Here is a 12,466-nt window from a genome sequence, read left to right as displayed (position 1 = left end):
TACATCACTCATATATTGATCAACAGCCGTCTACTTCTCAATCATACTCATGGAAATACCATCGCTTTCAATACTTTTCTACTATTCACTTTCAATTATACAGAAAATTCCGTCTTATATACAAAAAATAAAGAAGGGACATCTACTTCATTACAAAATAGATATCCCTTCTTTTGTTTATACATGTATCCCTTACGGATTAGTAGACCAAAGTCCTGCTGATTTAATAAATGTACGTTTATTTAATTTCAGCTGCGCTACGATAAACTCTGCAATATCTTCTGCTTGCATAACTTTATCAGGATTTCCATCAGTTAGCCCTAAATCTACAGCCATATCTGTTGCTACTGTACTTGGAGTTAAAGCAGTTACGCGAATGTTATGTTTACGAACTTCCATCGCTAACGATTCTGTTAAGCCAAGAACACCAAATTTAGAAGCACTATATGCACTTGTTACAGGTGCACCTTTTTGTCCTGCTGTAGATGAAATGTTAATGATATCACCAGATTGTTGTTCAATCATGCTTGGTAAAGCTGCACGAGTTGCATAGTATACACCCATTAAGTTTACTTGAATGATTTTTTCCCAATCAGCAACGTCTAGTTCTAAAAACTTACCGAACTTAGAAATACCAGCGTTATTAATTAAAATATCGATAGATCCTAAACCGTTTTTTAACGTCTCAATTGCAGTAGTCACTTCTTCATATGAAGAAACATCAGCAGTCGCAATAACAGCTTTTACGCCTTCTGCTTCTACTTCTTTCGCTACAGCTTTTAAGTTTTCTTCTGAGCGAGCTAAAAGACCTACATTTACGCCCTCTTTCGCTAATGCGATCGCTACAGCGCGACCAATCCCTCTACCTGCTCCTGTAATTAAAGCATTTTTGCCTTGTAATAATTCTGCCAAGTATAACACTCCTTAATCATCTCAGTTATGTATTATATTAAAATTGTATCTATGTTTATGTAAAAAGGCAATGATGCACTTTCATGTGCGTAGGTTACTTGTAGGTAACTATAGAAAGTTCTTATTTATAATTCTCATCTTTTTGCCATAATTCATGTAAAATAGAAATAAATTCCATAAAGGAGAGCATATGCGTATGAAAAGAAAAAATGGTTCTTGTCACTATCTGCAGTCGGACTATTTAGCATATTTTTGGCTATGTACTTTATATTTGGTAATCCACTATATTATAAAGTAATAGAAAAAGAAACTAACGAATATCTCCATACTATAAAAGGATATAAGCAAAAAGAAATACAAAGCATAACCGGAAAATATACTTCCCTTTATAATATCGGCTATTATGCAGAGGTAGTATATAAAGACGAACCTTATTTTACATACTCTTATACATACGATAATAATAAAAAAATAATACAAGACAATGGCATTTTAGGAAGACATACTGAATCATTTGAGCATCTTAATTTAAATTGGTCACTGTTCGATCAACTAATACAAGGGATTCATACGAACTTACAAGAAAGAGGTTTAAGTGAAAAAAAGGATTATTCTATACGACACGTTCATTTCATTGATATAGATGATGATAAAAACGATGCAGAAGCATACGTTGACTTTAAAAAAGATGAATAATGAAGGAAAAGCTTATCAATATAGTTGCAGTAATGGGAAATGTATTTTTAAAGAGAAATAGTGTTAGAAGGTTCCCCTTCTAACACTATTTCTCTTCATGATTCGGAATACGTACAATAAATTCCGTACCACTGCCTTCCTCACTCTCGACTTTTATTTCTCCTTGATGAAGGTCGAGTACTTTTTTTACGATAGCCAAACCTAAGCCACTCCCTCCATAAGCACGATTTCGTGAAGAATCCGCTTTATAAAAGCGCTCAAAAATATGTTGCTTCTGTTCTTCAGATATCCCAATTCCCGAATCGCGAATACGTACTTCCACTACTTTCTCATATTCTTTTAACTGGATTGTAATTGTGCCACCACTTGGAGTAAATTTAATACTATTATGAATTAAATTAATCCAAACTTGACTCATACTTTCTTGGTCAGCAGTAATGTGCACTTTCTCTAAATTAAGTTCCAATTCAATTTCTTTTTCAGCCCAGAGCGGTTCACTATTTAACACAATTTGCTTTAACTGTTGATCTAATCGATAAGTTACTCTTTCTGGTGTATATTCTTCCGACTCTAAAAGGGTAAGCTTCAGTAAATTTTGACTTAGTTTAGATAATCTCGTCGTTTCCGTTTCAATAATGGTAAGGTAATGCTCTCTCTTTTCCTCGGAAAGATTGTTATCTTGTAGCGCTCTAGCAAATCCTTTTATAGAAGTTAATGGTGACTGTATTTCATGAGAAACATTCGATACAAATTCCTGGCGCATTTTCTCCATCGCATTTAGTTCATCTGTCATATCATTTATACTTTTTACGAGCACACCAATTTCTCCATCATATTTCTCTTCATTTCGTATTTTTACGGAGAAGTCCCCTTTTGCAATTTTTTGTATCGGTTCAATAATAGTCCAAATCATCGCCTCTCGCTTCGGTCTCATTAATACTGCAATTAATATCCAAAGAAGAATCATAAATATAAAACTGAGTATGTCACTAATGAGGTAGGTAACAAAAGGAGATAAATGTATTGCAAGTGCATCCAATATACTAGATGATACATAAAATGCTGTAGACCAAATAATAGTAAGAAAAGAAAAGAGTGCTATTATCGCTCCCGTTACTTTTAGCATCTTGAATTTACTCATTCGTTCTCTTTTTCTCATTTACTTACCTCTAAGCGATATCCTAAACCCCTTATTGTTTTAATACTAAATTTCGACTTCTCTTCTTGAAACTTCTCACGTAACCGATTTATATGAACGTCTAGTGTACGTTCATTCCCTTCAAAATCATATCCCCATACATCTTCAATTAATTGCTCTCTCGAACAAGTTCTCCCCGCTTTAGAACCTAAAGTAAAGAGCAATTCGAATTCTTTTAACGGTAACGTAACCGTTTGTTCTCCAATTGTAACTTCAAATGTTTTACGATTTAACAGTACATTCCCAACTTGAATTGATTGCGATACTGTAATTTGGTAACGTTTCAATAACGCCTTAACCCTCACTACTAGTTCTATCGGATCAAATGGTTTTACAAGATAATCATCCGTTCCAAGATGAAATCCTTTTACTTTTTGAGACGTTTCTCCTTTAGCAGTTAACATCAAAATCGGAATATCATAGTATTTCCTTAATTCGAAACATACATCAAATCCATCCATATTCGGCATCATGATATCAAGAATAACCATATCAACTTTCACTTCATCTATTTTTTGAAGTGCATCTAGACCATCAATTGCTTCATATGTTTGAAATCCTTCCCGCTCTAAAAATACAGAAACAAGTTCTCTAATATGTGGATCGTCATCTACTATTAAAATTTTTGGTAGCAAAGAAAACCTCTCCTTTCTACGTAGCATCTTTTATATAACTTTTAAAATGAATCACCAGCGGAGTATAAGCCCCACTGATGATTCATTTTATAATACGCCCTCTTTAATTTTCAATTGTTGCGTTGCAAATTCACGATACATGTCATGTGTGCGTAACAATTCATCATGTGTACCACTACCTGTAAGATTCCCTTTTTCTATAAAGATAATTTTATCTGCATCTACTACAGTAGAAAGTCTATGTGCAATAACTAACGTTGTTCTGCCTTTCATTAAGTTATTTAATGCCTTTTGAACGACAGACTCTGATTTACTATCTAAACTAGAAGTTGCTTCATCTAACATAAGAATTTGTGGATTTCGAAGTAACGCTCGGGCAATGGCAATTCGCTGTCTTTGTCCTCCAGAAAGTTTCACACCACGTTCTCCAACTTCTGTTGCATATCCATTTGGCAAATCATGAATAAATGCATCCACATATGCCATCGCCGCTACTTTTTCAATTTCTTCATCTGTCACTTCTCCCTCAACGCCGTAACAAATGTTATCCCGAATCGTTCCATCAATTAACGGACTATCTTGTGAAACGTAACCAATTTGACGTCGCCATGACTGTAATGAATAGTTCGTAATTGTATCTTTCCCTAATTTAATAGCACCGCTAGTTGGCTCATAAAAACGTTCTAATAGTGAAAATAATGTCGTTTTCCCGCTACCACTTGGCCCTACGATCGCTGTTACTTTTCCAGATTCAATTGTGAAATCAATATTCTTTAACACTTGCTCTTCTTCGTTATACTCGAAATGTACATTTTCAAGAACGATTGGCTGCTTAGCATTTGTGACTTTCACACCTGTTTCATGATCTTCTACTTCATATTCTAAAATTGTATTAATTCTTTCCGTTGCACCAATTGCCTTTTGGAATTGTGTAAAGAACATAGATAATTGACTCATCGGCATTATAATTTGAACTAAATATAAAATAAACGCTACAAGTTCACCTGTAGTTAATGCACCGCTAGAAACACGCATTCCCCCATACCCTACGATAATAACAAGCAATGCCATTAAAACAAACGACATAACTGGTGAAATTAACGCTTGCACTTTTCCTTCTTTCAAACCAAATTGCAATAACTTTTCGATACCTTTATTTCCAGTTTCATATTCTCTTTTTTCTGTGTTCGAAGATTTTACTAAACGAATTTCTGATAACACTTGTGTTAATACACTAGTAAAAGAAGCCGTTTCATCTTGAAGTGCTTTTGAAATCTTATACATTTTTCGTCCAAGTGGAACTAAAATAAGTACTGATAATGGAATAACCGTTAAAAGTAAAAGTGTCATTTTCCAATCTAAAACAAATAATACGATTAATGATCCGACAATTGAAATACCGCCTGTTAATAAATTTGACAAATGCTCAGAAATTAATGTCTTCACAACACCTGTATCATTTGTCATTCGGCTAATTGTATCGCCTGTTCTATTTTGATCATAATAAGATACTGGCAATATAAGTACCTTTTTCCACAAACGTTCTCTCAGTCCAGCTACAATCTTCTGTCCTATATAATTTAATAAATATATAGACAATCCTGCAGCTATAGTTTGCATAATAAAGAATGCAACTAATCCAACAATTTGTCCTGTACTAATTGAGGAAAGCGAAAAATTATCTACTAACCCTTTCGTTAACATCGGAATAAATAAACTCGCTCCTGTAGAAAGTAAACTCATGAATAACGCAAAAATTAATATCCCTTTCGGAGGATTTGTATCTTGAATAAGGCGTAAAAACTGTCTCCAATTCCCTTTTTTCTTTATTTCATCTCTAACTTCCATTCATGTTCATCTCCTCGTGTTAAACAAAACTGTTCTTTCTAAAAATAGAATACAATACAAATGTAAACTGAATGTAAACACACATTTTTTATTTTTACAAAATATACATAAAAACTCATATTTACAACAGATATAAACATCTGATATTATTACCTGGTACTTAATATTATTCTATGTGAATTATAAATAACTAATTTAAAATATTATATAAATCTCCAGTTATTGAAAGGAGTATCCTTTTTGCAAACAAATATACATTCCGAAAAGGAAACAATCATTTTTATTCATGGATTAGTTGGTAATCGTCGTGCCTTCAAAAAAGAGCATAAACGATTTTCAACCTCCTACAACATTATTACGTATGACTTATTAGGTCACGGCGATGATAAAGGTGAAGCTATCGAATTTTCATTACAGCGCCTCGTTGATCAATTATTGAATTTATACGAAAAAGAAGGCATTCAAAAAGCTCATATTTGCGCTTTAAGCTACGGCTGTTATATCTCTACCATTTTTGCACAAATGCACCCAGAAAAAGTTTTAAGCATTTGTCATATTGGCGGCCATTATAATAATCCTTCTCTTTTATATAGCGTATTTCAAAAATTTTGGGAGAAACGAGGAGACGATTACTCTAAATGGCTCTCTCAATACGCAAATACCATTTTTCCAAGTGGCATACTAAAAGCAAACCCATTTGCAGTCATTTCAAGAAATATTTATTACCGTTTCGGATTGCAATTACATTCATCAATTATTGCCCAGTCATTACGACATCGGTTAGAATTCGATTTAAAATCTAAATTAAAATCACTTACCCACCCTATTCTATGGGTAATGGGTGAACATGATCATCTCTATAAATCTTGTCTTTTTGATTTAAAGTCCATTCTTCCTAACGTTTTATATAAAGAAATACCGTTAGCAGGACATGCAGCAAATTTATTTCGCCCTAACTATTTCCATGACTTATACGATCGATTTTTAAACGGGAAGTTAAAGTAAAAACTACTATACTCCCAATTTATTCAACTATAAAAAGGCTTCCCAAGTTTCCCTGGAAAGCCTTTTCTATATTCGAAAAGTATATAAACTACTTTTTCTTAGTATGCTTTTGTGTAACCTAGAAGGTGCTTGCTCCAGTAAGAGTTGCTTACTGAACTAATACGTACGCCAGTTGCATCAGTTTCTGCACTAATGAACTGACCGTTTCCTAAGTAAACACCCATGTGAGAAGGACCTGATTTATAAGTGTTTTGGAAGTATACTAAATCACCTGGTTGTGGATTGCTAGTTTTTGTTTTAGAGCTCCAGTATCCAGCAACTGTTTGACGAGCGCCTTTATGACCAGTTTGATTTAATACGTAGTGAATGAATCCACTGCAGTCAAAACCAGCAGGTGTTGTACCAGCAGTTCTGTATGGTGAACCATTTAAAGATCTAGCGAAACCAGCGATTGAAGATGTATTTCCACCTGTTGTTGGTTTTTGTACGTCTTTAACTGGTTGTTGAACGTTATTCGTAACGTTGTTTACTCCGCCTTTTACAAACTTAACGAAGTCTGCACTTACGTAACCTGCACGGCCGTTATGGTTAATTTTGTACCAACCATTTTCAGCGCCAGTAACGTTTAATACTGTACCGTTTGTTACGCCACCAATTACAGCGTTGTATGTAGCTGGGCCTGTACGTACTTTTAGAGCACCAGTGTTAACAACATAAGAACCACCAGTTTGAACTGTAGTAGTATTGTTGTTTGTAGTTGGTTGTTGTGTTTGGTTAGATACAGCAGAACCACCTTTTGTTACGAAGTCTTTGCTTACGTATCCAGTTCCACCATTGAAGTTGATTTTAAACCAATCTTGTACTTCACCAACAACTTGTACTGTTTTACCTTTATTTACAGAGCCTAATACTGTATGAGATGTACTTGGGCCTGTACGTACGTTAAGTGAAGAAACGTTTACTGTGTAAGTACCAGTTCCTTGTTGAACAGTAGTTCCTGTTTTACCACCAGTCGTTACGAAGTCACCACTTACATAACCAGTTTGACCGTTTACAGTTACTTTGAACCAACCGTTTTCTTGTCCAATTACTTGTAGTACTTGACCTTGTTTTACTTTAGAAATAACGCTATGTCCTGTACCAGCACCTGAACGAACATTTAATACATCAGCAGTTACTGTGTATTTTAAGTCAGATTTTGTTTCTACAGTTTTTGTTTCAGTTACAGTCGTTTGAGTTTGAGTTTGAGTTTGTCCATTAATTTCTTTTAGCGCTTCGTTTGAAACTTGTGCTTGAGCAGAATCCATACCTGGAACTGCAACACCTACTACAGAAGCTGCTGCTAAACCTGCAATTACTTTTTTCATAAGTTGTCTTTACTTCCTTTCCCTACTATCCTCTTTAAAAAAACTTATAAACTTAATACTTTACAATATTATCAAAGTAAAATATTCATTAAGTTCCATTTTTTAGCAAGAGTTTTATTTTTCACACAGAGTTCATTTTAAATGAATGAAGTGAAATCCGTGTGAACTTCATGTGAACTTTACCATTAAACTTACTCTTTTTGCAATGCTTTTTTCATATTTCTTATGTATTTCATTGAAAATTCGACATACCATTCATTATCTTAGTAAATATTTTTCTATCCACTTTGAAAAATTCTATTCATCTAACACAATGCAAAGAATGTATTACTTAGTATAGTTCCTCCCATGAAGCATACTCTTATCATGACAAAAAACACTTTTTTTATCAATAGTATAATATTTTTAGAAAACTATTTTTGATACTATCTATCACTTTTAAAAGATTTGACGATTTGTAAGATTTAACTTCAAAAATTCTGTTCTAATTTGACGAAAGTACACATTCCGCTACCCATTTTTAACTGTCTATGGAATTTATAGGGTATTTATATTATCATATATATAGTAGCGTCTTAATCTATACACATTTTATTTACCCTACACGGAAAGCAATTGAATTTTAAGATGAGCGTTTTATTGCTTGCAAATAATGGAATCAAAAGGGAGGTATATTTATGAATAACATAATAGATGATCCTATAAATAAAAATATAGAACTGTACTATGCTTTTTTTCAATTCGTTTCAATTATTACCTTACAAAAAATATCAACTATTGAAACACGTAAAAACGAATTAAAAAATCAGATGAAAAATTCCTATCAAAAAAATCCTTACTACTTATAAAAAGGTGAACAGGTTGTATCCCTGTTCACCTTTTTATAAGTAGCAAAACCCCGATTGGTTCAAATAATAATTAGTTGGGGATAAACAATTCCCCCACTCGTTCCTACATTATTTATAAATTTTTACACGGTTTTCTAAAGGCTGGTATTCTTTTTCACCTGCAGGTACAACCGGTTTACCAAACGGCATTTGCGCAATAAGCTTCCAATTTTCTGGAACTCCCCATTCTTTTCTCACTTCTTCATCAATTAATGGATTGTAATGTTGCAATGTAGCACCAAACCCTTCAATTTCCAAAGCTGTCCAAATTGCAAATTGTAACATTCCAGAGGATTGCTGAGACCAAATTGGAAAGTTCTCTTTGTATAATGCAAATTTTTCTTGCAGTTCTTCCACCACTTCACTATCTTCGAAGTATAGAACTGTTCCATAACCACTTTTAAATGCATTCATTTTTTCTTCCGTAGAAGCGAAGTTATTTTCAGGTACAATTTTTCGTAACGTTTCTTTCGTAATATCCCATAACTTATCGTGTTGTTCTCCAAGCAAGACGACAACGCGAGCACTCTGAGAGTTAAAAGCTGAAGGTGTATGTTTTACAGCATGATAAATCACTTCTTGAATTTTTTCATCAGAAACTACTTGTTCTTTACTAATTGCGTAAATAGATCTTCTGTCTTCAATCGCTGAGTAAAAATCTTTTGCCATCATAATTCCCTCCAATTTTCATTTGAGGCTTTTTCCTATGTACACATCATATGCCCCTCAAAACTTATCATTAATAAGTTTCTAACTTTATAATATAAACAAACAATAATAAACTCAAATAATAACACTCACATTTTTTACCTTTTTACTTTATTAGTGCTAAAAAATAAAAGGCAATTTGCTGTTACCGATAGTACGTAAAAACAAATTGCCTTTCTTATATGATGATCCAACTCAGTATTTCACTTAATTAACTAAGCCAAATGCATAAGACATTAGCTTATTCGTCTCTGTAAAACGCTTCGTTTTACCTTTTGTTCCCATAACAACTGTAATAATACGAGTATCACCTTGTTTTGCTGTACCCGTAAAACAATACCCTGCGCTATCTGTAAATCCTGTTTTTAATCCGTCTATTCCTTCTATATATAAAGCTTTATTATTTTTGTTTAACATATCATTTGTACTTATAACATTAATATTATTAAATGCTAACTGACTTTGACGTAAGTGAGTCACTTCTAATATTTCTGGGTAATCTTTTATAAGATGATACGCCAAGTTTGCTACATCACCAGCCGTCATTTTTGTTTCACTTCCATCTGGCTCTTGTAATCCAGAAGCATTTGCAAATTTAGCATGTTCCGACATTTTGAACTGTTTCGCTTTTGCATCCATAAGCTGAACGAAATCTTTCTCCGATTTTGCCATATGTTCTGCTAAAGCCACAGCTGAATTATTAGCTGACTCAATCATTAATGCATGATATAAATCTTTAACAGTTAATGTGTCATTAACTTGTACTGGGATTCTCGCTCCCTCTGTTTGTGCCGCTTTCGCACTCATTTTCACCGGATCTTCCCAGCGAACTTTCCCATTATGTACATTTTCTAATAGAAGATATGCTGTCATCATCTTAGACATACTTGCTGGCGCAAAAGCCTCATTTTCATTATGTTGATAAATAATATCTCCATTACTCGCATCAATAATCATAGCTGCTTTTGCATCAATTTCCGGTGGTATGTACTTTGGTGGGACTACTTTTTCAACTAATCCTGTTTTAGGTAGTTCTGCCACTTGTAAAGGTTGTCCCTCTATACTTGTTGCACTCTTTTGAGTTCCTTGGAATAAGAACCAACATATCCCTAAAACAATGACTAATAGGACTGTCAGCCTTCCCCATTTTAACCGCTTCATTTCAAAACTCCTTTAACAAACCTTTTATACACTCACATTTAACCATAACAACTTTCCCTTTATATCGTCAAGGTAAAAAGCATATTTATTCATCTACAGCAATTATTATTTCAATGCATGTATGTTACAATAACAATACCGAAATATAAGAATATTCAATGATAAACCTTATGAATAAAACTATTAATAGAAGGGATTCATACAAATGCCACTTCCAAAATCATTAAAATACGGAGATACAATTGGGATTTACTCCCCTTCTTCTCCAGTAACCTACACTTCTCCTAAAAGATTTGAACGAGCGAAATCTTACTTACAACAGAAAGGATTTCATATATTAGAAGGTTCACTAACAGGTCGATATGATTATTATCGTTCGGGTAGTATACAAGAGCGTGCTGAGGAACTAAATGCTTTAATAAGAAACCCGAATGTTTCTTGTATCATGTCAACAATTGGTGGCATGAATTCAAATTCCTTATTGCCTTATATTGATTATGATGCTTTTCTAAATAACCCTAAAATAATGATTGGGTATTCAGATGCAACAGCTTTATTACTAGGGATTTATGCAAAAACAGGACTCCCTACATTTTACGGCCCGGCACTCGTTCCCTCCTTTGGAGAATTTGAGCCTTTTGTAGATGATACATACAAATATTTTGTAGAAACATTACTGCATGATCAAGCGCTTCCATACAACATAAAACAACCTTTATTTTGGTCAGACGAATTTATTAATTGGGAAGAGAAAACGAAAGAAAAAGAACTTAGACCAAATAATTGGATTTCTGTAACAAATGGACAAGCTACCGGACGGATAATTGGCGGCAACTTAAATACAATACAAGGAATTTGGGGCAGCTCTTTTATGCCATGTATTCAAGAAGGCGATATTCTCTTTATTGAAGACAGTTCAAAAGATGCAGCTACTATTGAAAGAAGCTTTTCATTCCTTAAAATTAACGGTGTATTTGATAAAATTTCAGGTATCATTCTTGGAAAGCATGAGCAATTTGATGATTGTGGTACAAATCGAAAACCTTTTGAAATACTATTAGAAGTACTTCAAAATCAAAGAATTCCTTTTCTAGCCGACTTCGATTGTTGTCATACACATCCAATGATTACCATGCCTATCGGTGTTCAAGTAGAATTGGATGCAACAAATAAAACGATACATATTGTAGAACCTTGGAAAAAATGAATACATGGCTTTTATTGTTTTACAATAAAAGCCATGATACTATATAATTTGGAATGTGAAAGATTAAACTAAATACGTTCCAATATCTATCATTAAAAAAATTAGGTATAAATATATATTTATATGCAAAAGAGAGTGAATAAATGAAACCAACTATTAAAAATTACTTATTTTTACATGTAGCTTTTTTGATATATTCTATCATTATGGTTTACATGAAATGGGCGGCTAAATTCCCCATTGCTTCCATCTCATTTTTTATGGCTTATTTCGGACTAGTTATACTTTTATTTGGATATGCAATTTTATGGCAACAAGTAATTAAACATTTCGAAATATCAAAAGCATATTCACATCGCGGGATTATTATACTATGGTCAATGCTTTGGTCAGTATTTCTATTTGGAGATACGATTCAGTGGAATCATTTACTTGGTGCAGCTATTATTATCGTCGGAATTGTGGTGGTGACAAAAGATGAATAGTTATATGTTATTATTTATTTTCGGGATAATTTTAGCTAATTACTCACAAATATTATTAAAAAAAGCTACTTTGCAACAATACGATTCTAGAATAAAAGAATATGTGAATCCTTATGTTATTATCGGCTACTCTTTATTTGTAATTAACGCTGGATTAAATGTTATCGCCATGAAGGGCATGGCATTAAAACAAGCATCAGCATTAGAATCCTTAAGTTATATCATCATATTAATTTTCGGTTGGTATTTCCTAGGAGAAAAAATAACGAAACGTAAACTCATCGGCAACATGATTATTATCGTTGGTGTAATCGTTTATTGTATCCAATAGTAAAAGGCTCCGTTTATCACAAACGG

At 33.4% G+C, this 12,466-nt stretch carries 12 protein-coding genes and 1 pseudogene; 6 read left to right on the top strand and 7 right to left on the bottom strand.

Annotation, left to right across the window (positions count from 1 at the left end; all coding sequences use genetic code 11):
- Positions 1-192 precede the first annotated feature (192 nt).
- Positions 193-912 carry a 3-ketoacyl-ACP reductase gene (locus ACTFR9_RS02370; protein ID WP_000818985.1) on the bottom strand — a complete coding sequence of 240 codons (720 nt, stop codon included), beginning with the start codon at positions 910-912 and terminating at the stop codon, positions 193-195.
- Positions 913-1,170: 258 nt separating this feature from the next.
- Between ACTFR9_RS02370 and ACTFR9_RS02365 the strand changes: the two are divergent.
- Positions 1,171-1,669: pseudogene (locus tag ACTFR9_RS02365) on the top strand (DUF3139 domain-containing protein).
- 24 nt (positions 1,670-1,693) lie between these two features.
- On the opposite strand, the gene hitS reads toward ACTFR9_RS02365, so the two are convergent.
- The 3 genes from hitS to ACTFR9_RS02350 all read right to left on the bottom strand — a co-directional run bounded on the left by hitS (position 1,694) and on the right by ACTFR9_RS02350 (position 5,289).
- On the bottom strand, positions 1,694-2,767 hold the full coding sequence (gene hitS, locus ACTFR9_RS02360; protein WP_141491326.1) for an envelope stress sensor histidine kinase HitS: 1,074 nt from the start codon (positions 2,765-2,767) through the stop codon (positions 1,694-1,696).
- Positions 2,764-3,441: an envelope stress response regulator transcription factor HitR gene (hitR, locus tag ACTFR9_RS02355; RefSeq protein ID WP_000937024.1), complete on the bottom strand. Its 678-nt coding sequence runs from the start codon at positions 3,439-3,441 to the stop codon at positions 2,764-2,766. Before hitR ends, hitS begins: the two co-directional genes overlap by 4 nt.
- Positions 3,442-3,528: 87 nt before the next feature.
- Positions 3,529-5,289 (bottom strand): ABC transporter ATP-binding protein, encoded by a 1,761-nt coding sequence (locus ACTFR9_RS02350; protein WP_000453768.1) that lies wholly within the window; start codon positions 5,287-5,289, stop codon positions 3,529-3,531.
- A gap of 240 nt (positions 5,290-5,529) precedes the next feature.
- Between ACTFR9_RS02350 and ACTFR9_RS02345 the strand changes: the two genes are divergently transcribed.
- Positions 5,530-6,294 (top strand): alpha/beta fold hydrolase, encoded by a 765-nt coding sequence (locus ACTFR9_RS02345; protein WP_076875037.1) that lies wholly within the window; start codon positions 5,530-5,532, stop codon positions 6,292-6,294.
- A gap of 98 nt (positions 6,295-6,392) precedes the next feature.
- On the opposite strand, the gene entFM is transcribed toward ACTFR9_RS02345, so the two are convergent.
- Positions 6,393-7,661 (bottom strand): enterotoxin EntFM, encoded by a 1,269-nt coding sequence (gene entFM, locus ACTFR9_RS02340; protein ID WP_000755535.1) that lies wholly within the window; start codon positions 7,659-7,661, stop codon positions 6,393-6,395.
- A gap of 677 nt (positions 7,662-8,338) precedes the next feature.
- On the opposite strand from entFM, the gene ACTFR9_RS02335 reads away from it, so the two are divergent.
- Complete coding sequence (locus ACTFR9_RS02335; RefSeq protein ID WP_001059583.1) at positions 8,339-8,509, top strand: hypothetical protein; 171 nt, start codon at positions 8,339-8,341, stop codon at positions 8,507-8,509.
- A 108-nt stretch (positions 8,510-8,617) separates the two neighbouring features.
- Here ACTFR9_RS02335 and ACTFR9_RS02330 read toward each other — a convergent pair whose 3' ends face one another.
- The gene (locus tag ACTFR9_RS02330) at positions 8,618-9,220 is read right to left on the bottom strand and encodes a nitroreductase family protein (RefSeq protein ID WP_001993708.1); all 603 of its coding nucleotides are present in this window, start codon (positions 9,218-9,220) and stop codon (positions 8,618-8,620) included.
- 243 nt (positions 9,221-9,463) lie between these two features.
- Positions 9,464-10,417 (bottom strand): D-alanyl-D-alanine carboxypeptidase family protein, encoded by a 954-nt coding sequence (locus ACTFR9_RS02325; protein ID WP_000825885.1) that lies wholly within the window; start codon positions 10,415-10,417, stop codon positions 9,464-9,466.
- Positions 10,418-10,622: 205 nt separating this feature from the next.
- Between ACTFR9_RS02325 and ACTFR9_RS02320 the strand changes: the two genes are divergently transcribed.
- The 3 genes from ACTFR9_RS02320 to ACTFR9_RS02310 all read left to right on the top strand — a co-directional run bounded on the left by ACTFR9_RS02320 (position 10,623) and on the right by ACTFR9_RS02310 (position 12,440).
- Entirely contained in the window at positions 10,623-11,624 is a 1,002-nt protein-coding gene (locus tag ACTFR9_RS02320) for a S66 family peptidase (protein WP_001130816.1), read from the top strand.
- A 143-nt stretch (positions 11,625-11,767) separates the two neighbouring features.
- Positions 11,768-12,109 (top strand): EamA family transporter, encoded by a 342-nt coding sequence (locus ACTFR9_RS02315; protein ID WP_000805123.1) that lies wholly within the window; start codon positions 11,768-11,770, stop codon positions 12,107-12,109.
- The gene (locus ACTFR9_RS02310) at positions 12,102-12,440 is read left to right on the top strand and encodes an EamA family transporter (protein ID WP_001089868.1); all 339 of its coding nucleotides are present in this window, start codon (positions 12,102-12,104) and stop codon (positions 12,438-12,440) included. Before ACTFR9_RS02315 ends, ACTFR9_RS02310 begins: the two co-directional genes overlap by 8 nt.
- Positions 12,441-12,466 lie beyond the last annotated feature (26 nt).

The sequence above is a fragment of the Bacillus cereus group sp. MYBK222-1 genome, assembly GCF_051916425.1.
Classification (GTDB): domain Bacteria; phylum Bacillota; class Bacilli; order Bacillales; family Bacillaceae_G; genus Bacillus_A; species Bacillus_A paranthracis.
Note: the sequence above shows the minus strand (reverse complement) of the source record. Positions and strands in the feature narration are given on the sequence as shown.